Annotated in this window: 19 protein-coding genes and 1 riboswitch; of the genes, 10 read left to right on the forward strand and 9 right to left on the reverse strand. The window is 61.5% G+C overall.

Annotated elements, in window-relative coordinates; translation table 11 throughout:
* Nucleotides 1-453 precede the first annotated feature (453 nt).
* Entirely contained in the window at nt 454-1,743 is a 1,290-nt protein-coding gene (locus ACN50D_RS27490; protein ID WP_249343285.1) for a plasmid pRiA4b ORF-3 family protein, read from the forward strand.
* 81 nt (nt 1,744-1,824) lie between these two features.
* Here the strand turns inward: ACN50D_RS27490 and ACN50D_RS27495 are convergent, their stop codons facing one another.
* Both ACN50D_RS27495 and ACN50D_RS27500 read right to left on the reverse strand, forming a co-directional pair.
* Nucleotides 1,825-2,400 carry a TerD family protein gene (locus ACN50D_RS27495; RefSeq protein ID WP_003940660.1) on the reverse strand — a complete coding sequence of 192 codons (576 nt, stop codon included), beginning with the start codon at nt 2,398-2,400 and terminating at the stop codon, nt 1,825-1,827.
* Nucleotides 2,401-2,513: 113 nt separating this feature from the next.
* The gene (locus ACN50D_RS27500; protein WP_212634077.1) at nt 2,514-5,696 is read right to left on the reverse strand and encodes a DEAD/DEAH box helicase; all 3,183 of its coding nucleotides are present in this window, start codon (nt 5,694-5,696) and stop codon (nt 2,514-2,516) included.
* A 112-nt stretch (nt 5,697-5,808) separates the two neighbouring features.
* Here ACN50D_RS27500 and ACN50D_RS27505 point away from each other — a divergent pair, with 112 nt between their 5' ends.
* Nucleotides 5,809-6,936 (forward strand): alpha/beta hydrolase, encoded by a 1,128-nt coding sequence (locus ACN50D_RS27505; protein WP_031333643.1) that lies wholly within the window; start codon nt 5,809-5,811, stop codon nt 6,934-6,936.
* A 52-nt stretch (nt 6,937-6,988) separates the two neighbouring features.
* On the opposite strand, the gene ACN50D_RS27510 is transcribed toward ACN50D_RS27505, so the two are convergent.
* Nucleotides 6,989-7,348, reverse strand: a complete 360-nt coding sequence (locus tag ACN50D_RS27510; RefSeq protein WP_003940648.1) for an excalibur calcium-binding domain-containing protein — start codon at nt 7,346-7,348, stop codon at nt 6,989-6,991.
* 172 nt (nt 7,349-7,520) lie between these two features.
* Complete coding sequence (locus ACN50D_RS27515) at nt 7,521-8,894, reverse strand: dicarboxylate/amino acid:cation symporter (RefSeq protein ID WP_003940669.1); 1,374 nt, start codon at nt 8,892-8,894, stop codon at nt 7,521-7,523.
* A 339-nt stretch (nt 8,895-9,233) separates the two neighbouring features.
* On the opposite strand from ACN50D_RS27515, the gene ACN50D_RS27520 reads away from it, so the two are divergent.
* The 3 genes from ACN50D_RS27520 (at nt 9,234) to ACN50D_RS27530 (ending at nt 13,048) form a co-directional block, all read left to right on the forward strand.
* Nucleotides 9,234-10,139: a phosphodiesterase gene (locus ACN50D_RS27520; protein ID WP_081558138.1), complete on the forward strand. Its 906-nt coding sequence runs from the start codon at nt 9,234-9,236 to the stop codon at nt 10,137-10,139.
* Between the two features lie 78 nt (nt 10,140-10,217).
* Nucleotides 10,218-10,331, forward strand: a riboswitch (SAM riboswitch).
* Entirely contained in the window at nt 10,314-11,660 is a 1,347-nt protein-coding gene (locus tag ACN50D_RS27525) for an LLM class flavin-dependent oxidoreductase (RefSeq protein ID WP_212634078.1), read from the forward strand. (Overlaps the previous riboswitch by 18 nt.)
* Before the next feature lie 20 nt (nt 11,661-11,680).
* Entirely contained in the window at nt 11,681-13,048 is a 1,368-nt protein-coding gene (locus ACN50D_RS27530) for an NtaA/DmoA family FMN-dependent monooxygenase (RefSeq protein ID WP_212634079.1), read from the forward strand.
* 51 nt (nt 13,049-13,099) lie between these two features.
* Here the strand turns inward: ACN50D_RS27530 and ACN50D_RS27535 are convergent, their stop codons facing one another.
* Complete coding sequence (locus ACN50D_RS27535; RefSeq protein ID WP_020970156.1) at nt 13,100-14,593, reverse strand: stealth family protein; 1,494 nt, start codon at nt 14,591-14,593, stop codon at nt 13,100-13,102.
* 280 nt (nt 14,594-14,873) lie between these two features.
* Between ACN50D_RS27535 and ACN50D_RS27540 the strand changes: the two genes are divergently transcribed.
* On the forward strand, nt 14,874-15,107 hold the full coding sequence (locus ACN50D_RS27540; RefSeq protein WP_007729258.1) for a hypothetical protein: 234 nt from the start codon (nt 14,874-14,876) through the stop codon (nt 15,105-15,107).
* Between the two features lie 3 nt (nt 15,108-15,110).
* Here the strand turns inward: ACN50D_RS27540 and ACN50D_RS27545 are convergent, their stop codons facing one another.
* On the reverse strand, nt 15,111-15,659 hold the full coding sequence (locus ACN50D_RS27545) for a nuclear transport factor 2 family protein (protein ID WP_230358892.1): 549 nt from the start codon (nt 15,657-15,659) through the stop codon (nt 15,111-15,113).
* Between the two features lie 111 nt (nt 15,660-15,770).
* Between ACN50D_RS27545 and ACN50D_RS27550 the strand changes: the two genes are divergently transcribed.
* Entirely contained in the window at nt 15,771-16,745 is a 975-nt protein-coding gene (locus ACN50D_RS27550) for a TauD/TfdA dioxygenase family protein (protein ID WP_212634080.1), read from the forward strand.
* On the opposite strand, the gene ACN50D_RS27555 is transcribed toward ACN50D_RS27550, so the two are convergent.
* Nucleotides 16,746-17,588: a hypothetical protein gene (locus tag ACN50D_RS27555; RefSeq protein ID WP_162114803.1), complete on the reverse strand. Its 843-nt coding sequence runs from the start codon at nt 17,586-17,588 to the stop codon at nt 16,746-16,748.
* Between the two features lie 31 nt (nt 17,589-17,619).
* The gene (locus ACN50D_RS27560; RefSeq protein WP_212634081.1) at nt 17,620-19,413 is read right to left on the reverse strand and encodes an alanine racemase; all 1,794 of its coding nucleotides are present in this window, start codon (nt 19,411-19,413) and stop codon (nt 17,620-17,622) included.
* Between the two features lie 160 nt (nt 19,414-19,573).
* Here ACN50D_RS27560 and ACN50D_RS27565 point away from each other — a divergent pair, with 160 nt between their 5' ends.
* Both ACN50D_RS27565 and ACN50D_RS27570 read left to right on the forward strand, forming a co-directional pair.
* Nucleotides 19,574-21,019: an amino acid permease gene (locus ACN50D_RS27565; protein ID WP_046378864.1), complete on the forward strand. Its 1,446-nt coding sequence runs from the start codon at nt 19,574-19,576 to the stop codon at nt 21,017-21,019.
* Nucleotides 21,016-21,936: a universal stress protein gene (locus tag ACN50D_RS27570; protein ID WP_003940649.1), complete on the forward strand. Its 921-nt coding sequence runs from the start codon at nt 21,016-21,018 to the stop codon at nt 21,934-21,936. The genes ACN50D_RS27565 and ACN50D_RS27570 overlap by 4 nt, the downstream gene beginning before the upstream one ends.
* Nucleotides 21,937-21,978: 42 nt before the next feature.
* Here ACN50D_RS27570 and ACN50D_RS27575 read toward each other — a convergent pair whose 3' ends face one another.
* Entirely contained in the window at nt 21,979-22,980 is a 1,002-nt protein-coding gene (locus ACN50D_RS27575) for an MBL fold metallo-hydrolase (RefSeq protein ID WP_212634082.1), read from the reverse strand.
* Between the two features lie 296 nt (nt 22,981-23,276).
* Here ACN50D_RS27575 and ACN50D_RS27580 point away from each other — a divergent pair, with 296 nt between their 5' ends.
* Nucleotides 23,277-24,377 carry an LLM class flavin-dependent oxidoreductase gene (locus ACN50D_RS27580; RefSeq protein ID WP_212634083.1) on the forward strand — a complete coding sequence of 367 codons (1,101 nt, stop codon included), beginning with the start codon at nt 23,277-23,279 and terminating at the stop codon, nt 24,375-24,377.
* Nucleotides 24,378-24,465 lie beyond the last annotated feature (88 nt).

The following is a 24,465-nucleotide window of genomic DNA, read 5'->3' on the forward strand; positions in this document are numbered from 1 at the left end:
CCACCAACACCCGAAAGTACCCCCGCCGGCACCCTCTGATCGAGTGAACGGTACGTTCGTCGCCCCAGATCGACCGAACGCACCGTTCACACGATCGAAGGGGGAGCATCCCCGCTGGCATCCCCGCATCGAGTGAACGGCACTTTCGTCGCCTCAGATCGACCGAACGTGCCGTTCACCATCAGGGCAGGAATTGGGCGAGGAAGATGCCGCCGCCGACGCACGTAGCGACTTGTTAGCCAAGGTATAGATTGTGAACCGTCTCATAAGTCCGAAGTACTCTCCGATTTTGTGCCTTCGTCCCTAGCACTTTGGCCTAGGCTGAGTCTCATGGTGGGGTTGAGCAGCTCGAGGGTGTCGCATTTGCGACTCGTTCCGACGGAACCTGAAGAACTGCAAAGGTTTGTACTAGAAGCTGGCGGAGGGCGTGGGGGCATTCAGATTGCGCGATCGTTGCGTTCGAAGAGACGCGCGGTACCGGCGCAATACGCGATACGTATCAGTGTCGACAATGTTTCCACTCAGATCTGGCGACGAATCCTCGTCGCGTCGGATCTGAATCTGGATGACCTGCATTCGGTGGTTCAACGGGCAATGGGGTGGAGTGACCGTCAATCGCACGCGTGGTCCAAGTCCGGCAGCCGATTTCCCGGCGAGGTCGAAGAGTACGTAGCTTCCGGGAGCAACGCAGAGCAGCGTCGCGCCGGCCGAGCCGCGATCGTAGAGTCCGCGGTACGCCTGGACGAGGTCATGGTCTCGCCTGGCGATGAAATCAGTTATCGCTATGGACGCTTCGGGAACTGGCGCCACACGCTGACACTTGAATCTTCCGAAGTACTGCCCGACGGGTTCCAAGTTGTGTGTGCCGCGGGTCGCGGTGCTTGTCCGCCGGAGGAATGTGTCGGACCTGACGAGTACGAGCAACTCCTCGGTGTTCTCGCTTCGGAGAAGCTGCGCTCCCATGAATGGACCCTCGAATGGCCGCAAACTGAATTCGAGCCGACACGATTCGAGATCGCTGAGGTCAATAATCGACTGCATAGTCCTAGACCGGACGAGATCGCTGCGTCGTACGACATTGCGAAGCTCGTCGAATGCCTGGGACCCTCGCGAGTCCCGGAACTGCATGCGGTCCTCGCCCGAGCAGGCATTGACGATCAGTCGGCAATCGGGGAGTTGGTCCACGTCGAGGCGGGCCAACGCATTCAAGCGGTTCTGGCTCTGATCGGTGTCGAAGGGATCGGTGCCGATGATTTCTTCACGACGGTCGACGCGATGCTCGACGAACCTGAACTGGGACCTGTAAACCTTCCCCAAGGGCGATCACTCTTCGCAGTGCTCAAGAAGTTCGGCCTGGTGCGAAAGCACAAAGGGCAGATTGTTCTGACGAAGCGGGGACAGTCGGCAGAGCGGGACGCGTCAATGACGTGGTCGGTGATCGTCGAGGGAGTTCCGGTTGCGCCCGGCGGCTCGCAGAGAGCGGTGGAACTCCTTGTCCTCCTTGCCGTAGCCGCCGGCATGTCGCCGGCGGATCGTCATCGTTTCGTCGCGGGAGCGCTGGAGTCGATTCGGTCGTCGAGCATCCTGATGGCTGGAGCTCAGACTTCCAGACGTGACACGTCCGGGAGCACCGTAGAGGTGCTCGGATTGATCGGCGCTACGGGGTACGAGCTGGGGAAGTTCGGCAGCAAAGCGGACTCGCCCTGGGCTGTTCACCTCGCGAGGGCGATCCTGCGGCGTTAACTCGCGCGTCGACGCAGACAACCGAAACGGGGTTCGATCCGGCAATGCCGAATCGAACCCCGTTTCGTGTACCGATAGAGATCAGATGTTCACGCCGTAGTCGCGGGCGATTCCGGCCAGTCCCGATGCGTATCCCTGTCCGACTGCACGGAACTTCCATTCGCCATTGTGGCGGTAGAGCTCACCGAAAAGCATGGCTGTCTCGGTGGATGCATCTTCGGAGAGGTCGTAGCGTGCCAGTTCGGAGCCGTTCGACAGATCTACGACGCGGATGTAGGCGTTGGTGACCTGTCCGAAGGACTGGAGTCGCGCATCGGCGTCGTGAATCGAGACGGGGAAGAAGATGTTGGTGACGTTGGGCGGTACAGCCGGGAGGTCGACGTTGATGACCTCGTCGTCGCCGTCACCTTCACCGGTGAGGTTGTCGCCGGTGTGCTCAATGGATCCGTCGGGCGAGCGAAGGTTGTTGTAGAAGACGAAGTGAAGGTCGGAAAGGACCTTGCGTTCCGGGCCGGTGACCAACGCGCTGGCGTCGAGGTCGAAGTCGGCACCACTGGTGCTGCGTGCATCCCAGCCGAGACCGACTGCGACCTTGGTCAGATTGGGTGCGGCCTTCGACAGAGATACGTTGCCGCCCTTGGCAAGTGTGACGCCCATTCAGGTTCCTCTCGTTCGAACGAAGTGGATTTCTTCGTTCGGGAGTTCTGTGTTGTCCGTTCGCGACTCACATTACCGTGAGCGGGTAGGTGCGGTTCGACCGAATAGGCACCTCACTCGAACAGCGCGCGAAGATCCTCGGCGTCGAGTCCGGTGCCCAGTGTGCCTTCGGCGTCCATGACATTCGAGAACAATGCCGACTTCTTGGCTTTGAGCGCCATGACCTTCTCTTCGATGGTGTCTTTGGCAATGAGGCGGTAGACCATGACGTTTCGTGTCTGCCCGATGCGGTGAGTACGGTCGACCGCTTGTGCCTCGGCGGCCGGGTTCCACCAGGGGTCGAGAATGAAGCAGTAGTCGGCCTCGGTGAGATTGAGGCCGAAGCCACCAGCCTTGAGGCTGATCAGGAAGACGGGGACTGCACCAGACTTGAACTCCTCCAACACTTCACCTCGATTGCGCGTCGAGCCGTCGAGATAGCTGTACGTAATCTTTTCCGCGTCGAGTCGGTTGCGGACAGAACCGAGGAACCCGGTGAATTGGCTGAAGATCAACGCACGGTGTCCGCCCGCAATGACGTCGTCCAGTTGCTCGACGAGAGCGTCGACCTTGGCCGATGGGACGGGTCCGCTTTCCTCGTCGACCAGCGAGACGTCGAGACTGAGTTGGCGTAGCAGCGTCAGCGATTGCAGGATCGTGAACCGGTTCTTGTCGACGTCGTCGAGCAGTCCGAGAATCTTCTGCCGTTCGCGTTGCAGGTGGGTGTCGTAGATCGCGCGATGGCTCGGATGCAACTCGATCTCGAGTACCTGCTCCTGCTTGGGCGGCAAGTCTGCGGCCACCTGTTCCTTGGTGCGCCGCACCATCAGCGGTTTGACGCGTCGTCGCAGTTGCGCCAATCGTTCTGCATCACCGTCTTTTTCGATGGGAGTGCGGTAGACGTCGGTGAAGGTGGTGGGGCTGGGAAACAGTCCTGGTGCAGTGATTGCGAGGAGCGACCACAACTCCATGAGATTGTTTTCCATGGGTGTACCGGTGATCGCGAGTTTGAAGGGTGCGTTCACTGCCGTCGCACACTGGTGGACCTTGGACTTGTGGTTCTTTGCGAATTGGGCTTCGTCGAGTACCAGTCCGGACCAGCGGCCCGCGGAATATGCATCGGTGTCGAGGCGGAAGAGGGCGTACGACGTCACGACGATGTCCGCCCCGTCGACGAGTGCGGCCAGATCGGTTTTTCTGCGGCGCAGCGTGTCCGTGATGACAGCGGTGTGGAGGGTCGGTGCGAACTTCGCCACCTCGGACTTCCAGTTGGAGACCACGCTGGTGGGTGCGACGATCAGAAAGGGAGGCGCGGCTGGATTCGATTGCCGTGCAGCGCAGATCATTGCGAGGGTCTGCAGGGTCTTGCCCAGGCCCATGTCGTCGGCGAGTATGCCGCCCAAGTTGTGCAGTCGGAGGAAATTGAGCCAACGGAATCCGTCGACCTGATAGGGACGTAGCGTTGCCGTCAACGTGTCCGGGACTTCGACGGGATCGATGCCCGAACTGCCGAGCAATCCTGCGATCTGCTTCTTCCAAGCTGCTGCTTGATGTTCGACCCTTCCGAGCGCCGTCAATTCTTCCCACAGTCCGGCCTGAAATTTGCTGATCCCGAGTTTGCCGGTAGGCCGATCGAGTAGCGACCGCGCTTCGGTGATGAGACGGTGCAGGCCGAGTAGTTCAGGTGCGTCGAGTCGAAAGAAGGCGCCGTCCGGTAGCAGTATGTGAGTCTCGCCCTTGCTCAGAGCAGAGAACAGTGTTGTGAACGGAACGCTTTGTCCCGCAACATCGACGGTGACATCGAGGTCGAACCAGTCGGATCCGCTGTCCCCGTCGGGGGCTGATGTGCTGAGGCCGATCACGACAGCGTCGTCTGCAGGCCGGTAGTCGGCGGGGGTTCCTGCAACCGTGAGGTCGATGGCGTCGTGCGCTTCGAGTTGGGGCAGGAGGTCGAGTGTGAACTGCATGGAATCGAGGCCGGTCAAAGTTCCCGCGAGAGTGGCCTTCGCCGCGGCCGCGCCGAGGCTCTTGGCAATGGCATCTTCGGCAACGTGGTTGCGGATCTCGGACTCGTCGGTGGTTGTGTCTGCGGTAGAAATGATCAGTTCGTCGGCATCGACGGTGTACTTCCATGCCGATTCGATGTCGATGCGGTGGTTGTCCGCGTAAGTGGCCATCAGTTGTAGCCGAGGACCGGACACAGTCGGTGGGTTGTAAGCACCGTCGGAAGATATGACGGGAGCGAGGTTTCCGAGTTTGAACACGAACCGCGACGTGAATGCATCCCGATGCTCGGCGGGTATGTCGACCGATTTTCCGGAGTCGATCAACTGCCTCAATTGGTGAGTTATCGGCGTGTGCAGTGGTGCGAGAGTGATCGCGTTGGCGGCGTCGAGCGCGAAGACGCCATGTGCCGGCGTGCCGACAAGTCCCCAGTCGGAATGGGTGATGATGTGCCCATCGGTCTGAATTCGGGGAGTGAGACGGAGGTTGTTGTCTTCCGCTCCGTGGACGTCGAGGCAGATGCTGGCATCGTCGAGTAGGGAGATGTTGCCGAGGTCGGCCTTCGAGTGAACGAGTGAAACGCCGACGCTGATGGCCTCACGAAGAAGCGACCAGAGTTGCGGGCTCGCGAACCCGGCAAGATCGATTTCCGCGGCATTTTGATTTCGGTAGTAGTTGCCGGCGCTGTGGAGGAGATGTATGTCGCGTAGAACCCGGAGGTGATCTGCGGGGAACTGAAAAGTGCTTCCGAGTTTGTTCCAGGCGAGCCCGCCGGAGATCCACCCTCTCGCTCCTGGTTGTACGGGTTTGATGATGAGCCGTGTCGATGTGCCCTTGGTTCGGGTGGTGAATTGAATGCCAAGTCCACGTGTAGTACGGCCGGCCGGGTCTGGTCGGAGCAACTCCTCGAGCGCGCTGTCCCATCCGAGGTGTTGTGGAGTCTTGTTCGCCTCGGCAACCGCTGCGAGCACCAACGCGACTACGTGCTTGCAGTTCATCCGCACGGGACACGTGCAGAGGCCACGCGTGAACGTTGCTGTACCGGCCGCGCTGCGACTTACCGAAATCGTGCAGGTGTACGGCTCTCGCGCAGTTCCCGATACAGCGCCGGTCAAGGTGTCAGCGGTGTCGTTCCATCCGATGGATTCGACTGCATTCTGCCGCAGGTAGACAAGTCCACGTTCGTAGGTGGTTGTGCCCACGACAGCGCGAATTCGGTCGAGGTCGAGGGACCTGACTGAATCCGGTTGCACGGGGGCCAGCCTAGTAGCGGCGACCGACAGATCTTGTCGTGGTCGTTTGTCCAAGAAAGTCCGAACTGCACGGTATGTTCACGGAAACATCTTTGACTGGTTTGGGAGTTTCATGAGGACTGAGCGGCGTGCGTGGATTCGATCTGCGCGCACAGGTGCGGTGTGTTTGGCCGTCTGTGCACTTTCTTTGCAATTGGGCGGACTGTCGACGGCAGCGCCGAGTTCCGGAAGCTCAGGTAGTTCGGGAAGCTCGGGAAGTCTGGGCAGCGTCGAGGGAAGCGTGAGCTCGGGGTCGACGATCCCGGGACCACTTCAGGAGGATCCGGGCCCCAAACCGGACCTGCGCGACGACATCGTCGTCCCGGCCATCGTCGGCGAGAAGGTGACCGCACCACAGGCGATCAGGCTGACGGTGGCGTCGCCCGCACTTCGACGCGAGGTCGGCGTCGAGATTTTGCTACCCGCTGACAATTCGGTTCCGCGCCCAGCGCTGTACATGCTCGAGGGTGTCGACGCCGGAGAGAAAAGCAGCGGATGGATGACGATCGGCGGCGCCCCGGCGTTCTTCGCCGACAAGAACGTCAACGTCGTGATGCTCAATGGCGGAATCGCGAGCCTGTACTCGGACTGGGAGAATCCGGATCCGCGGCTGGGACTGCACAAGTGGGAAACCTTCATCACCGAGGAGTTGCCACCGCTGATCGACGCGCGACTCGAGACCAACGGAATCAACGCGATTGCCGGCAATTCCATGGGCGCGATGGGTGCAATGATGCTCGCCCAACGCTTTCCGGACATGTATCGCGGCGTTGCCGTGTTCAGCGGCTGTTATTCCACGATGGATCCGCTCGGCCGAACTGCCGTCCAGGCCACGATTTCTTCTCGAAGCGGAGATCCGGCCAACATCTGGGGTGTGCCAGGGGGACCGGAGTGGGAGGCACACGATTCGTTGATCAACGCAGAGAAGTTGCGTGGCAAGGAAATCTACGTGTCGACGGCAAACGGTCGTCCCGGATCTGACGAGACGCTGCAGACTCCTGAACTGCTCGAGCGTCTGGTGATCGGCGGCGGCATCGAGGTTGCCGCCCACGCCTGCACCAAGATGTTCGACGCTCGGTTGCAGGAGCTGAAGATTCCGGCGCAGGTGGATTACGAGCCGAACGGCACGCACGCGTGGGCGTATTGGCGTGAACGACTGCCGAAGGCGTGGCCGACTCTGTCCCGGGCATTGGGCGTCTGACGGTTCGACAACAGTGCTCGGGTTGTGGATGCACCACAACCCGAGCGTTGGATCACTCGCAGGCGATGCCGTCGTTGTCGCGGTCGAGATGCGGGGCGTATCCGTTCTGGCCCCGGTACAACGGAGCTGCGCCGGCGTTACGCACGGCTGTGCAGTTCTGGTAATACCGCGCCGGTGCGGGAGTGTTCTGCGGCGCCGGCTGGTTCTGGGGCGCTTGCGGAGCGGGCGGCGCCGGCGGTGCGAAGACCGGGGGAAGGAACGGCTGGACTGCGTCGGCAGAGCCAGTCGGAATCATGCGTGCGATCTCGATCGGTAGGAAATCGAAAACCGTGGATGCCTGAGCGGCGGGCGCGGCAACCAGAGTGATTGCGGCGCAACCTGCGACGCTGAATGCCAGACGGCGGAGCTTCATGTGACCTCGTGTTCAACTGGGCAGCCCTTCCACTTCTGAGGGCTGTGCCGGCTGAGCATACTGGTCATAACGACCAAATGGTTTATTTCGGTAAGGGTGAAATCTGGGGTGAAAAGCAGCGTCCCCGCACCGTATTGCTCAGGTGCGGGGAAGCTGCTGTTGTCATCGAGGATTACGCGTCGACAAGTTCCTCGGCGAAGGGATCACCGTTGCGGGGAGCGTCGAAGCGCTCCTTGTCGAGGATTCCCTCACGCTTTGCGACGATGACCGGGACCAGTGCCTGGCCAGTGACGTTGACTGCGGTGCGGCCCATGTCGACGATCGGTTCGACTGCGAGGAGCAGTCCGACGCCGGCCAAGGGAAGACCCAGGGTGGAGAGTGTGAGTGTGAGCATGACTGTCGCACCCGTAGTTCCGGCCGTTGCTGCCGAGCCGATGACCGAAACGACGACGATCAGCAGGTAATCGGTGAAGGTCAGCGGAACGTCGTAGAAGCCGGCGACGAAGATTGCCGCGATCGCGGGATAGATTGCGGCGCAACCGTCCATCTTCGTGGTGGCACCGAGCGGAACGGCGAACGAGGCGTACTCACGCGGAACACCGAGGTTGCGTTCGGTGACGCGTTCGGTCAGCGGCAGGGTGCCGATCGACGAGCGCGAGACGAACCCGAGCTGAGTTGCGGGCCAGACACCGGAGAAGAAGCTTCGAACCGAGAGACCGTGTGCGGCAATCAGGATGGGGTAGACCACGAAGAAGACAATGGCCAGACCGATGTAGATGGCGGCGGTGAAGACGCCCAGCGAGCCGATTGCATCCCAGCCGTAGGTGGCGACAGCGTTGGCGATCAGCGCAGCGGTGCCGATCGGGGCGAGTCGGATGATCCACCACAGGACCTTCTGAACGATCGCGAGAAGCGATGCGTTGAACTCGAGGAACGGAGCAGCCTTGGGACCGATCTTGAGTGCAGCAATGCCGATTGCGCCGGCGATGACGAGCAGTTGCAGGACGTTGAAGCTCAGCGATGTAGTCGCCACGCCTTCGGCGACGGAAGTCTTTGCACCCAACCCCAGGAAGTTGTTCGGAACCAGTCCGGTGATGAACGCCCACCACGAGCCGGAACTCTTGGGTTCCTTCGCGGCTTCGGCGGCGACGTCGGTCCGTGAACCGGGATCGGTGATCAGGCCGACGATGATGCCGATGATCACAGCGATGAAAGCGGTGATCGCGAACCAGAGCAAGGTCTGCACGGCCAGACGAGCGGCGTTGGCGACCTGGCGCAGATTGGCGATGGAGCTGACAATGGCGGTGAACACCAGCGGGATCACCGCAACGGTGAGCAGCTTGACGTAACTCGAACCGATGGTCTGCACGGTGCCGACCAACCAGTTGACATTGCCGTCGGCCGCATCAGGCATTGCCCGGGCGACGAGACCGATGATGACACCGAGTACGAGACCGGCGACGATCTGCGGTCCGAATGCCGTCGCCCAGGACGGAAAACGGGACGTGGACTTTTCCGGCACGCCGGTGGAGGTGGAGCTGGGCATGACTATGCCTTTCGAAAATCAAGGGAGCGAAACGCAGCGCGGCACCAGAGGCCGGGCAGATTCGAAGAAATGTTTCCTGGTACGCGTCAGGTCAGAGCGAGCGCGTACACATTGCGCTCGCCTGCAGGCGAAGGTCGACGTAACGCCGACTGGTCAGGAACAACACTGTCCACACACTACTCGCAGCTTCAACTACTCGATCCCGAGGGTCGCCGCGGGAGTTCGCTTCGTGTTCGTCGGGCGTGCCCCGATCAGTCACTGTTGGTCGGTTGACTAGTCTCGACGATCAGTAGGTGCCGCACCGGCGCCTAAGCGTCGGCAAGCGGAAGCGAGAGACCGATGAGCGTTCGGAATGCCGAGTACCCGCGTCCGAAGCATTTCCTGGTGCACCTCAGTGACACGCATCTGGTGGCTCAGGGGGAGTTGTACGACGCCGTGGATGCGTCGACGAGATTGCGGGAAGTGCTCAGCGGGATCGTGGCCTCGGGCGCACGCCCGGATGCACTGATATTCACCGGCGACCTGACCGACCAGGGACACCCCGACGCATACGCGGAATTGAAAGCCATCGTGGAACCCGTGGCGGCCGAGATCGATGCGCAGGTCATCTGGGCGATGGGCAACCACGACGACCGCTCTACTTTCAGATCTCTGCTGTTGGGCGAGGACGCCACCGATCATCCCGTCGACAACGTCTACGACCTTGACGGACTGCGGGTGATCACCCTGGATTCGTCGGTTCCCGGTCATCACTACGGTGAGATCTCGGATCGTCAATTGGATTGGCTACGCGCAGAATTGGCGGTGCCCGCGCCCGACGGAACAATTCTGGCGCTGCATCATCCGCCGGTTCCGTGCATTCAGGATCTCGCGGTTCTGGTGGAGTTGCGCGATCAGTCCCGGTTGGCAGACGTCTTGCGTGGCAGCGACGTCCGGGCGATTCTTGCTGGGCATCTGCACTATTCGACGACGGCGACGTTCGCCGGCATTCCGGTTTCCGTGGCGTCGTCGACGTGTTACACCCAGGACTTGAACGTGGAAGTCGGTGGGCAGCGTGGTCGCGACGGGGCTCAGGGGTGCAACCTGGTGCACGTGTACGACGAGACAATTGTTCATTCGGTCGTTCCACTCGGCGCGCACGTGACGGTCGGTGAGCCTGTCGACGCGGCCGAGGGAGCCCGGAGGCTCAGCGCTGCCGGTATTCGAATCCTCGAGAGCGAAAAGGCGGCACGCTCGATCATCTGAGGTGGCAGGCGGTTTCCGGCACTCCGGCGCAGTTCTGGGCGATTGCCGGGCTGTCGCGTACTCACTACCGTCGAGGTAGGTGCAGAGCTCCAGCAACAAGGACCGGCTAGCTGGACGGCAACCCTTCATGCCGATGGGGTACCCCGGAATCACACCTGGCGATACGCGTGGTGCGTGTCGCAAGCGGCAGTCGCCACGAGAACCGTCAGTCGGGTGCTGACGGTTTCTGCGGTCGGCACTGTGCGCTCCCGAGTAGTTCTCGAACAGGAGTATGCGCCGATGACCTCCACCCCTTCTTCTCATCTTGCTCCGTTGCATCTCGCCGTAGCGCTGGACGGTGCCGGTTGGCACCCAGCGGCCTGGCGAGAGCCGCACTCGCGCCCGAGTGAGCTGTTCAGCGCGTCGTATTGGACTGACGTGGTGACGATCGCCGAGCGTGGTCTGCTCGATTTCGTCACCATCGAGGACAGTCTCTCGGTGCCGGCCAACCCACTCGAGCCTGTCGACGACGCGGTTGACCGGGTGCGCGCTCGGCTCGACGCACATCTCGTGGCCGCCCGACTGGCACCGATCACGAGCAACATCGGGTTGATCCCGACCATCACCACCATTCACACCGAACCGTTCCACGTGTCCAAAGCCGTTGCCACGCTGGACTACACCTCGCGCGGTCGCGCCGGGTGGCAGGTGAAGGTGTCGGCGTCGGAATCCGAGGCAGCACAGTTCGGGCGTCGCGACATCCCAGCGCTCACCGATGCCGACCGTCAGTTGATCGTTTCAGGCGTCCTCCCGGACTTCGTGCGCGCGCTGTTCGACGAAGCTGCGGAGGCAGCCGACGTCGTCCGGAGACTTTGGGACAGTTGGGAGGACGACGCCGAGATCCGTGATGTGGAGCAGCGCCGATTCATCGACCGGGACAAGCTGCACTACATCGACTTCGAGGGAAAGTACCTCTCGGTCCGTGGTCCGTCGGTGACTCCGCGCCCGCCGCAGGGGCATCCCGTCGTCACCGCATTGGCTCATCAGCGGGTCGCGTACGAGCTGGCGGCGCGGACGGCCGATCTGGTGTTCGTGACGCCGTTCGACGACGAGCAGGTCACGGCAATTCTGGGTGAAGTGCGAGCAGCCGAAGAACACGTGCAGCGCACCGGCGAACTTCTTCGGGTCTTCACCGACATCGTCGTCTTCTTCGATGCTCCGGAAGAAACCGGAAAGGAACGGCTCGCTCGCCTCGCCGCGCAGGCCGGCGCCGAATACCGTTCGGACGCGCTGACCTTCACCGGCACCGCGGCTGAGTTGGCAGATCTTCTGCTCCGGTGGCAGCAGTTGGGAATCGACGGCTTCCGGTTGCGGCCGGGCGTCGTCGTGGACGACCTCGACGCGATCGCAGGTGAGCTGGTACCTGAATTGCAGCGACGCAGCGTATTCCGCACCGAGTATCCGCAGACGAATCTTCGCGGACTGCTTGGCCTACCCATCGACGTTCCCAACCGCTACGCCGCCGGTACTCCGGCCGCCTGACAGACGAGGAATACATTTTCATGAGTTCTCAGAAGCGTAAGCAGGTCATCCTGGGTGCCTACCTCGGCGGCGTCAACCATCACACTGCATGGTGGGATCCGCAGGCGGGCAGCCAGATCGAGTTCGATTCCTTCGAACACACCGCTCGAACCGCCGAGCGTGGGAAGTTCGACTTCTTCTTCCTCGCCGAAGGCCTTGCCCTTCGTGAGCGTGCAGGACAGATTTTCGATCAGGACATCATCGGTAGGCCGGACACCTTCACGGTCCTTGCATCGTTGGCGGCGGTAACCGAACACCTCGGATTGGCCGGCACTATCAATGCCACGTTCAACGAGCCGTACGAACTGGCCCGCCAATTCGCGACGCTCGATCAGTTGTCCGGAGGACGTGCCGCCTGGAACGTCGTCACCTCGTTCGACGCATTCACCGGCCAGAACTTTCGCCGCGGCGGATACCTCGACCGCGCGCAACGATACGAGCGTGCGGAGGAGACCGTAGCGCTGGTGCGTGAACTGTGGGATTCGTGGCGAAGCGACGACATCGTGGCCGACAAGGCATCAGGGCGCTTTCTCGCGGGACCGGATGCCGGTGAATTCGCTTTTCATGGATCGCATTTCGACGTGAACGGCCGATTCACAGTGCCGCGTAGCCCGCAAGGGCGCCCGGTTATTCTGCAGGCCGGGGTGTCGCCGCAGGGGCGCGATTTTGCTGCCGGCAATGCCGACGCGATCTTCTCACCGTACGGTCAGTTGCCCGAGGCGGCCGATTTCTATCGCGATATCAAAGCACGTGCCGTTGCGGCCGGACGTGACCCGGGTGACATCAAGATCCTGCCGTCGGCGAGTTTTGTTCTCGGCACCTCGGAGGCAGATGCGATCGAGAAATACCGAGAGATTCGCGACCAGCAGGTCACCGGCCAGACCGCTTTGGTTCTGCTCGAACAGATCTGGAATCTCGATCTGTCGAAGTACGACCCCGAAGGACCACTACCCGACATCGCTCCGGATCCCGAAGCTCCGCCGATCATCCAGGGCCGCGCCTTCATTCACCAAGATCGTTTCGCGACCGTCGCAAAACTTCGCGCGGTAGCCGAGAGCAAGAAGTTGAATCTGCGCGAAGTGGTGATCGATCAGTTCGAGCGTGGACCGATCGTCGGTACACCGCAGCAGGTTGCCGAGAAAATAGATTCGTTTGTCAGCAACGACGGTTCGGATGGGTTCATCCTCGGATCGCACCTTGTGCCGACCGGCCTCGACGAGTTCGTCGACGACGTGGTGCCGCTGCTGCAGGATCGAGGTGTCCTCCGCAGTGACTACGAAGGAACGACGTTGCGTGACAATCTCGGACTGCCCATCCCGGTGCAGCGGGAGCGCGCGACAGCACGCTGATCGACCGAAGTAGCAAGGGCCCAGCCGAAATCGGCTGGGCCCTTGTTTCGTCTAGGCTTCCCAGGGCGCCGGGATGGGGTAGTAGCTCTCCAGGAACTCCGTGATCTTGCGTGTGCGAAGTTCCAGATCGATCTCCGGAGCGCTGCCGTCGTTGAGGCAGAAGAAGTCCATGGAGCGCTTGGCGAGCAGTGAGTCCATGTCGCGCAAACCGGCCTTGACCGTCGTGTCGACGTATTTGACGGCTGCGGACTTCTGCACCACCGACCGTCCACTCATGAGCGTGTAGTAGTGGTACAGCGAATTGGTCACCGAGATATTGGAACTCGCGCGGAAGGTGCTTGCTGCAGTGGCCGCGAAGTCTTCGGCGAACTCGCGTTCCATCTCGGCCATCACGCTCTTGCGTAGTGGCGTCGCTGCGTGCTCCAGATGCCTGGTGGTCATCAGACCGAAGCGGTCCTGGAGTAGCCGGCGGTTGACGCGAGCCGCATTCTCGAACCCGCTGCGGTCGTTGTCGTTGTGTCCCAATCCGATTCTGGTGTCGGCCTCGATGAACATGCTGATCCCACCGGGGGAGAAGAACATGTCCGGGCCAACGGGGCGACCGAAGAACATGTCGTCATTGGAGTAGAGGAAATGCTCTGCCAGACCCGGAATATGGTGCAGCTGGCACTCGACAGCTTGAGAATTATGGGTAGGCAACACACTTGGATCGGCGAAGAATTTTTCGCTGGGCATGAACGTGACTCGCGGATCGTCGGCAAGCCAGTCCGGACGATCGGAATCGGTTGCGACGAAGATCCGCCGGATCCACGGCGCGTACATGTGGATGGATCGAAGCGCGTATTTGAGCTCGTCGATCTGACGGAAGCGCGCTTCTGATTCGTCGCCCTCTCCGACGATGTAGTTCTGCATGCGCTTGGCGCGCTGAGCCTGAAACTCCTTGGAAGAGCCGTCGACCCAGGAAAAGACCAGATCGATATCGAAGCTGATATCGGAGGCATGATCGGCGAACATGTTCTCGATAGTCGGCCAGATCCGGCCGAATCGCTCGACGGTTCCTCGGACAGCTTCTTCGGGGAGGACGGTTCGTCGTGTCAGTGAGTTCTCGACGGGTAGGACGATTTCTTCGTCGGAAATCGACCACAATTCGATTTGAACGCCGATGTTCGCGCCGTAGTTCATGCCGCTTGCGACGTGAACCCGCGGACGGAACAAGCGGAAGATCCGTGACTTGTTGGTTTTCGACAGGGCACCGTCCGCGACAAGGAGCGCGGGGCTCTTCTTCGCGTCGACGGTTTTGGAATAGAAGGGTGCGTTTGCGCATCCCTCGACAAGTGCCTGCCGCAGGTTTTTGCGCTCGGTCCAGCTCACCGCGATCACGGGGCGCTCGTCGTTTCCGCGGACGAGTAGATACTCGATTCCTGCGGCGTCGAGGATGTCGCGGATGAAGAGGAGATCTTCGACCATCGCTTCGAGCGGCGTGGTGGTCGTGATCGCGAGGGCAAAACGATTCTTGAATCGGACGGTCTCGGGTAGCTCGCCCATCCGTGCGCGTGACGCGGCCGACGCCGGCTCCACAGGATTGGGGCTGTCCTGCTCCGGAGGTACGAAGTAGATGTCGTGCGGAGCGGGAGATTCTGTAATGGGATGCCTTCCGATTCTGATCCAGCTGTGTATCTGTCGCCCCCGACGCTGCGAGAGCGTGGTGGCGACGAGCTCAGTCTATGCCGTCGGCGCCGAAAGTCGGACATGAGTGACGGGGATGGGTAGCGCGGGGCGAGTCGGGTACCCCGAGGACCGAAGCGAGAGTGAAGGAGGAGAACCGATGCGTGTGAAAGCGATGGTCGGAACAGGCGCGATGGCGGTTGCGCTGGCCGCCGGCCCAGTTGCGACAGCGTCTGCGGAGCGAACCGAGGCAGCGGGGTCGGAGGGTTCACCGGAGATGCTGACCTGCGAGGTTGTCTTCGATGCACTCGAAGACATGAGCCCGGAATGGACGGAAGAGGGGATCGATCAGGTCGAAGACTGGTGTGAGGCGATCACCGGCGAAGAAGACTGACCGTCAGCCGCGCGAGATCACTCGTCGCGACAGTCGCCACCGCCCGTCTTCGAGTTCGAACTCGTCCGCGTAGCTCCCGACGCCGCTGAGTTCGGGCGACGTGGCTGTGTCGACGTAGAACGTCCACACCGCATCCGCGCGGGCTGTCGTTTCCGAGGTCACGTCCACGGCGATCGCCGTGGTGACGTGGCGTGTGAATGTGCCCGGGCCTTGTATGCCGGCGGCTCGACGCTCGACTACTCCAGCAGCAATTTCTTCGCGGCCACGTCGTACCTGTGCGGGGATACCGCGATCGGGGTTGGCCGGCATGTTCCATTCGGCCTCGCGGGTGAACTGCTCCACGTAATCCTCGACCGAGCCGGTATCGGCAAGATGCGCGATGCGAGCGAGCGTTGAACGAATCTGTTCGGCAGGGCCCTCGGGTTGCATGCTGTCCTCCGTAGACGTGGGTGCGGCAGATCGCACGCTACAGCTCATGACGACAACGACGACGGCCTCGTCCCAGTGAGCGGCAATATTCTCCGGCGAGGGAGCGGCGAACTTTGAGATCACCTCGAGTTCAACCGTATTCGAGCCCGCAGCGTAAATGATTGAGTGTTCACAGTAGGCAGCGCCATGACGACTGCCGCGCCCGTAGGCTTGACCGACTCACAGGAGATCGCCATGTCCGTCACCGAACTCGAACGTGTCACCCAGACCCCGGAGCAGATCTACGCTGCCGGCGGAATCACTGTCCACAAGGTCGGTGAGCTGATCGGCGCCCGCATCGACGGCGTACACCTCTCGGGGGATCTGTCCGAAGAGACCGCCTACGCGATCAACTATGCGCTGGCAGCGCACAAGGTTGTGTTCTTCCGTGGGCAGCAGCATCTCGACGACACGTCGCAGTACGAATTCGCCGGAACCCTCGGCAGCCAGACCACCACGCATCCCACTCTCAAGTCCAAGGACAACAAGCTGTTGGTGCTCGACGGCGCTGCCAGCAGCTGGCACACCGACGTCACTTTCATCGATCGCATCCCGAAGGCATCGATCCTGCGCGCGACCACAATTCCCGAGTACGGCGGAGCCACCACGTGGGCGTCTACCACGGCTGCGTACAACCAACTGCCGCATTCGCTCAAGGTATTGGTCGAGAATCTGCGCGCTGTCCACACCAATGCATACGACTACGCCGAGATTATCGACAAGGTGAAGCAAGGCGACGCTCAGCGCGTGACGAACTACTCCGAATTCACCCGCGAAATCTACGAGACGGAGCATCCGGTGGTTCGGGTCCATCCTGCGACAGGGGAGAAGACTCTGCTTCTCGGTCACTTCGTCAAGGAGTTCGTCGGACTGAAGCCGTCGGAGTCGGTTGCTCTCTACCAGCTTCTGCAGGCACGAATCATCAAGTTGGAAAACACCGTTCGGTGGTCATGGGCTCCCGGTGATCTGGCGATCTGGGACAACCAGGCAACCCAGCACTACGGGATTTCCGATTACGGGACACAGGCGCGCAGCGTGCATCGCGTGACGTTGGCCGGTGACGTTCCCGTCGACGTCCACGGTGAGCAGAGCCGCATCATCAAGGGCGATGCATCCGAGTTCTCGATCATTGCAGACATCGACCGGCTTCCCGGCTTTGCCGCGAATTGATCAGTCGAGGTGCGGGTGATCCGGCGGGAACATCTGTCCCCATGAGTGACTGCACGCTCGGCACGTCCATTCCGGGGTGTCCGGTCCCACGACGCAGCCTGTTCCGGCGAGCCACGGTAGGTGATCGAACGGATGGACCGGCATCCCCGGGGAACACTGAGCGGTTCTGTGTGCACCGCAGTGTGGGCACGGTGGATTTTTCGCCAGCATGTAGTTGATGAAGTTGGTGTGCCCAGACGTGGCCATCCTTCCGGTGCACTTGCGGCACAGGACGGCGGGGTAGTCGTCACCAGGTTCAGCCTGCCTGAAGATCCGTGATGCGGAATGAAAGTGAAGGCGATCGCCGCTGTTGAACATTCGCAACGGCAGCGGTGAGCGGCAACCTGTGCAGTTTCCCCGCTCGTTCATCAACATTCGGGCGTGGGCAGCTGTGGACGTCGGATCCAGCGTGTCGATGTCGCCGAAGTAGTGCGCATAGTGTGACTGGCCGGCCGTGAGAATCCGGTCGGCCAGTGCGTCGTCGACCGGCCCCGGGTCCGTGGGAAACGTGATGGACCATCGTTGTTCGAGTTCGGGAACGGTGGGCAAACCGTGGAGTTCGTACGGGCGTTCATCGACTTCAATCGGCGACGTGCCGTCGAACGGCGCAGCCACGGTCTCGATGCAGAGCAGCGTGCGAGGAGTGGTGTCGAGAACAGTGATCAACAGGTCGCCGATGGCCATCTTTCCGCGCATGATCCAGGGATCGACACGGGCACGGGGTTCGAGAAACGCGACCACGGCATCGAGCCACGGCGTGCCGAGTGCGATGAATACGTGCTGACCGGAGCTCCGCGTGATCATCGAACGATTCTCGCAAGGGCTGCCGACAACGTCAGGCTTTGACCACCTTGCGCCCGAGCAGCGATGCAACCAGTCCGTCGACGAAGGTCGCCTGACGGCCGAGAGGATCGGAATCCGCTCCCGCAACGCTGCCGATCGAAATCGATCTCGTCAGGCCGGTCTCGCTGATGAATTCGGCGGCGAGGTGCGCTTCTCGGAATGTGAGGCCGCCCAGATGTGTCGTGTCGTCGACGCCGAGAACACGCCCGTCGATGATGTCCATGTCGAAGTGGACGTGGACGCCGTTCACACCCTGTCCCGCCGCGGCGAGAACGCGAGGCATCAAGGCCGCCATGCCATGGCGATCGATCTCGTCGATCGTCACCAGCAATACCCCGTACTCGTCGAGTGCGCGCTTGTGATCGACCGTGGCGTTCTTGACGCCCACCAAGACGGTGTTCTCCAAACTGGGGCCGTGCAGATCCGCCGCCGACGACAGCAGTTGTTCGATATCGCCGTGGGAGGCGAAAATGATTGCACCCAAATCGGTTCCGGGTTCGGTGGCAATCGGAATTCTGGTGTTCTGCCAGGCCTCGGTAGTGAGCCACAGCGGCAGCGTTGTGAGATCCGCGGCGGCGTTCTCGGCTTGAATGCAGTTGAAACCGATTCCGGACATGTCCTCGCGTAGACCGTGATCGAGGAGATGGCTTGCCAGCCCGGTAGTTTCGAGATCGATCAATTCGACGGTCGCATTGGCATCGATCGGTTCGGTGCCCAGGACGTAGCGCTTTTCGACGTAGGGCGATGTCATCGCCATCAAGAGCGCGCCGTAATCGATCGTGAAGTCGACGGTGCCACCCAGTCGGTATTCGTCACCTGTTTCTCCGGCGTCGACGAGGAGGTGATCGCTGCTGGCACTGATCACCTTCAATCGCGGATCGATCGGGGTCAAGCCTTCCGGCGAGATGTCCTCGCGGCCGATGGACAAGATCAAGCGTCGGCTCGGCTTGTCCTCGTTGTCGAAGACGGGGCGTCGGCCGAATGCGTCTTCCCCTGAGACTCCATACGGCCGCGACGGCTTGACCTTGGCCTCGATGATGTCCGCGGTGAGGGTGAAAGCATCACTGTTCAGCAGTTCGTACAGTCCGGGGGGAGTAGGTGATTCGGCCAGAACAATGCTGGCGCCCAAACGCAGATGGTTGATCCCCTCGGGCATCGTGCCCGTCTCGAGTAGTGGCAGCGAGAACGTATTGCCGCCGGAAACGATCGGCAGTTCGATCGAGAACCGCTTCGTGATTTCGTCGGCTAGGTAGACCAGATTCGACAGGTTGTCGACGGTCGGCTGGATGCCACCGACGCACGCGAGGTTCGCGCCGATTCCGATCAGTCTGATGCCCTCGATGGGAAGGATTTCAGCGACTACGTCCAACGCCTCCGCCGGCAGGATTCCTTCGCGGAGATCTCCGAGGTCGATCATCAGCACGATGTCGTGGACGACTCCTCGCGTTCGTGCTGCTCTGCCCAGAGCAACAATCGTCGTCAACTCCGAGTTGAGGCTGATGTCCGCGTAGCGGATCGTGTCGTCGATCTCGTTCAACGACGGTGCGCGGATCAGCATCAGGGGAACGGTGATGCCGTCGCGGCGGATGCGGGCCAGGTTGTCCAGGCGGGAGTCGGCGATCTGTGCGACGCCGCCGCGGACCATTGCTCGCGCCACCTTGGGGGAGCCACATGTAGATTTGCTGACGCCCGCCACCGCAATACCCTTGGCATTGGACGCTTCGACGAGGACGCGCGCATTCTGTTCGATACGACGCAGGTCGACGGTGATGGTCGGTCCGGTCATGATCTCCCCGTTTTCTCCGAAGGCGGTTCACGATCCGGGCATTCCAGACCGGACGGTTGGCGTGAGCTGGGCAACTTTGCTCCGACTGTTGTGTCGCAGGACACTTACGTGCAGTATGAGGATACAACAGTTTCCTACCAGGCACTCTAGAGGAGCGTCGATGGCTACTCTCGTCAAACACGTACTTCGGCGCAAGCCGGCTTTGCAGATAGACCAGGAGACCGGCGCAGATACCAACGGCGGTGAGCTGACCCGCAGTATCGGTTTGGCGCAGTTGTCCATGTTCGGCATCGGCGCCACGATCGGCACCGGTATTTTCTTCGTCCTCTCGCAGGCAGTCCCGGTTGCGGGTCCGGCAGTCATCATCTCCTTCGTTGTTGCCGGTGTCGTCGCGGGACTCACAGCGATTTGTTACGCGGAGTTGGCCGGAGCTGTCCCGGCGTCGGGCTCGTCGTATTCCTACGCTTACGCGACGCTCGGAGAGCTTCCGGCAATGGCCGTCGGCGCGTGTCTGCTTCTCGAGTACGGAGTCTCGGCCGCGGCGGTGTCCGTCGGATGGTCGCAATATTTGAACCAGCTACTGGGCAACCTCTTCGGGTTCCAGATCCCCGACGCGTTGTCACAAGCGCCGGAGCAGGGCGGCATCATCAATCTGCCCGCAGTGATCCTGGTGTGCCTGTGCGGTGTTCTGCTCATCCGCGGCGCCAGTGAATCGGCCAAGGCCAACGCCATCATGGTCTCGATCAAACTCGCAATTCTGCTGCTCTTCATCGTGGTCGGCATCGCCGGATGGAACAGCAATCACTTCGCCGACTTCGCACCGTTCGGATTCAGTGGCGTCATGTCCGCCGCCGGAATCATCTTCTTCTCGTACATCGGCCTCGACGCCGTGTCCACCGCCGGCGAAGAAGTGAAGAACCCTCGTCGCAATCTCCCTCTCGCGATCCTCATTGCGCTCGTGTCCGTCACCGCGATCTACATCGCCGTTGTCGCCGTCGCGATCGGTGCACAGGATTCCGCATCGTTCGAAGGTCAGGAAGCCGGACTGTCCGCGATCCTCGAACAGGTAACCGGATCTACCTGGCCGGGAACGCTTCTGGCCGCCGGTGCGGTGATCTCGATCTGCAGCGTCACGCTCGTGGTCATCTACGGTCAGACCCGTATTTTATTCGCGATGTCACGCGACGGCATGATTCCGTCGATCTTCCACAAGGTGAACCCGCGGACTCTGACGCCGGTGCCCAACACCATCATCGTCTGTGTCGTCATCAGCATTCTGGCCGGTTTCATTCCGATCAACTTCCTCGCCGAAATGACCAGCATCGGAACCCTGGTGGCCTTCCTTGTGGTCTCGATCGGGGTCATCATCCTGCGGCGCAGTGACCCGGACCTGCCGCGCAGCTTCAAAGTTCCCGGCTATCCGGTGACGCCGATCCTCTCGATCCTGGGCTGTCTGTGGATCATCAAGGACCTCCGAACCGTCACGATCTACGTGTTCCTCGTCTGGGTGACCGTCGCGATCATCTGGTACTTCGCCTACGGTATGAAGCACTCGCGCCTCGGTGCGAAGAACCGCGCCGAATTGGGCTCGGAGTCCGAGTCATGACGCTGCTCGCGGGATACGCACCCGACGGTGACAGTTCCGGAACCGTCCATCTTGCAACGCTGTTGGCGCGCTCGTCCGGTGAACCGCTGGTGATCTGCGCGGTGATTCCCTCGCCGCCACCGCCCGGAATGGCGCGTGTCGACGCCGAATACCACCAGCAATTGCGAGCCGAAGCCGAAGCGGCGCTGGCGAAAGCGCGGGCCGACATGCCCTCCGACGTCGATGTGACCTATGTCGTGCATGAGGCTCAGTCGACGTCGAGTGGCCTGCTCGATCTTGTTCACGAGCACGAAGCCAAGATGATCGTCCTGGATTCGTCCACAGCCGGGGTGTTCGGTCACGTGGCTCTCGGCAGTGTCACCTCCCGCTTGCTGCACAGCTCCGACGTTCCGGTCGCCCTGGCGCCGAGGGGATTTCGAACCAAGCCCGGTGAGGTGGTTCGCCGCGTCACCGCCGCATACTCGGGCACACCCGATCAAGACGATCTGGTGCTCGCCGCCGCGACCGTGGCTGCGCGTGTCGATGCCGGACTCAGACTGGCGGCGTTTGCAGTTCGCGCAAACGCGCAGTACACGACCACGCTCGGGACCGAGGGGGATTCACCGATCATCTCTGAGTGGGCCGAGGTGGTCGAGCGCGAGACCAACGCTGCCTTCGAGCGCGTGCGTGCACTGCCCGAAATACCCGACGTCATGGAATCGGTTATCAGCCATGGTCGTAACTGGGCCGAGGCGCTCGAGGGTGTCGAGTGGGACCGAGGTGACGTTCTGACTGTCGGCTCGAGCAAGGCAGGTCCACTGGCGCGGGTCTTCCTCGGCAGTCGGGCGGCGAAGATCGTGCGGTACTCACCGGTTCCGGTGGTGGTGGTGCCGCGATCGGCGTCGACCCGAATAGTCGATCAGGCCGAAGCGGAATAGAGATCATGGCCGACGAGCGGAGTGCTTGTCGGCCCTGATCTTTCAGACGGAGCGAGCGAAGAGCGCTGGCTCGGAGCCGGGAACCTGAGAGACCTGCTCTCGGGCAACCAGATGGCGAAGGTGAGCTGCGCCCTCGGAGAGCGCCATCGTCTTTCCCATCGGGGAGATCTCGGCCCACGGCTTGTACCACTTCATCTTTGCCGCGACGTCCCACACCGTGAGCTTGTCGTCGGCGAACTCCTGCAGCAGGTGATCGAGTCGCTCCTGGTGATGCTCGATCAGCTCGCCGGCGCGACCTCCGACGTCGTCGATCGGAATGCCGTGAGCGCCGAGACCGCGGGTGATGTTCATGTTCTGCACCCGTGCGAGCGAGTCGAGGAAATCGGCGAGGGCATCACGCTCGTCGAGGGGGTACACGAAGTTGCCGACGTGGGGTGTCGTCTTCTGCAGGACGTGGTCGCCGGTGAACATGACGTCGGCGTCGTCGAGGTAGAAGCAGACGTGACCAGGCGTGTGGCCGGGGGTGTAGACAACGCGGAGGCCGCGGCCGGTGAGTGCGATGATCTCGTCGTCGACGAGAAGGCGGTCGGGGGCCGACTCGGGGCCCACCGGAGACTCACCCGCGGCAGCCAGTCGGAAGGCATCACGGTCAGCTGCGGGCGCTCCGGCACGTTCCATGTTGTCGAGCTGGTACGCCATCCACTCCTCGTTACGCGCAGTGGCCATCTGATCGAACAGGTAGTGGTCGTCCTCGTGCATGGCGATCCAGGCGCCGGATGCCTCGCGGACCCGTCCGCACAGTCCGGTGTGGTCCGGATGGAAGTGCGTGACCACAACGCCCTCGATGTCGGTCACCGAATGTCCGATCTCGGCGAGCCCCGCGTTGAGGCCCTGCCAGCCGTTGTCGTCACCCCAACCAGCGTCGACCAAGATCAGTCCGCCGGGGGATTCCATGGCGTAGACGAGCGTGTGCCCGAGCGGGTTGTCCGTGATCGGGACAGGAATCTGGAATATGCCATCACCGATGGCCGCCGCACCGTTCATAACAAGTACCTCTTAACGATAAGGGAACGCACTCTTAGTACTTCATGTTTACCGTGCGCTTGATTGGTCGGTGACACAGGTCCTGCCTGGCGGGAGTTCGGCATGTTTTCGGGCGACTTCGGATCGGGGAGAGTTTTATCGACCGAATAGTGCCATTGATTCGAAAGTAGTTGTTGAATAGGGTTTTTCGTGATCTCGTCGTGTCAGGGGCGTCCTCGGATGGCGGATCCGTCGAGCAGCCGCGCACTAGCCTCCGAGGGACAGGCGCGCTGTGCGGTTATCGAGAAAGACGGGTCATGCGTTTTCAGGTTCTGGACATCATTTTCAACCCACCCCATCCAGTGACCGGCGAGGAAGTTGCCCCGTCCGATCGGCTCAACCGCGTCGTCGAACTGGCGGTTCTCGCCGAAGAACTGGGTATCGATTCGTTCTCGGTGGGTGAGCGCCACGCCGGGCCGGTTCTTTCGTCGGCGCCAACCGTCGTTTTGGGGGCGATTGCGCAGGCCACGGACAGAATCCTGCTGTCGACAGGTGTCACGGTCCTTTCGCTACTTGATCCGATCCGAGTCGCCGAAGATTTCGGAACCATCGATCAACTCAGCCGGGGACGCCTCGAGATCGTGATCGGCAAGGGCAACGAGGTCCTTCAGTACCCGCTCCTCGGGTTGGATATCGCCAAGCAGTACGAATACCTCACCGAGAACTATGAACTCCTCAAACTGCTGATCAGCGAGGAAAACGTCAAGTGGGTGGGGACTCACCGACCATCGCTCGAGGACGCGACGACGCTACCGCGTCCCTACGACGGACCGTTCCGTATCTGGCATGGATCGGCTACCTCGTTCGAGGCCGTCGAACTGGCGGCGAAGTGGGGCGACCCCATCGTCACCGCCAACGCCTTCCAGCCTCGTGAGAACTACAAAGTGCTGATCGACCACTACCGCGAGCAGTACCTGGCGTACGGGCACGACCCGTCCAAGGCGTACGTCGGATCGGGTTCGGGCGGATTGTTCCTCGCCGACACGACCGAACAGGCGATCGAAGAGTTCCGTCCGATCTACGAAGGCGCCGTTGCGCAGGCCGACAAACGCAAGCACGATCCCAAAGCGGTCGGAAAGTCGACGAGCTTCCGGACGATCGAGGAAGCCGTCGACCGCGGGCCGGCGTTGGTCGGGTCTTCGGAGCGAGTCGCCGAGAAGATCCTCGATTATCACGAGAGCTACGGCCACGATTTCCAATCGGTGTCGGTCAATCACGTGCTCGACTTCGAGCAGCAGAAGGACACCCTGCGCCGATTTGCGGAAGAGGTTATCCCGCTGGTGAAGGCCGAACTGTCGACGACACTGTGGACGTCGGCCGACAAAGATCGGGCGAAGGGTTTTACCGCCGTCGCCTGAGCCGTCAGATTTCGGTTGTGCCATTTGTGCTTCAGTTTGCGCGGCATATGGTCGTCTTCCTCCCGGGCGGAGGCAGTAAAGCCGCTTC

Origin of the sequence: Rhodococcus sp. SB1D (genome assembly GCF_048573875.1) — a bacterium.
In the GTDB taxonomy this organism is placed as follows: domain Bacteria; phylum Actinomycetota; class Actinomycetes; order Mycobacteriales; family Mycobacteriaceae; genus Rhodococcus_F; species Rhodococcus_F qingshengii.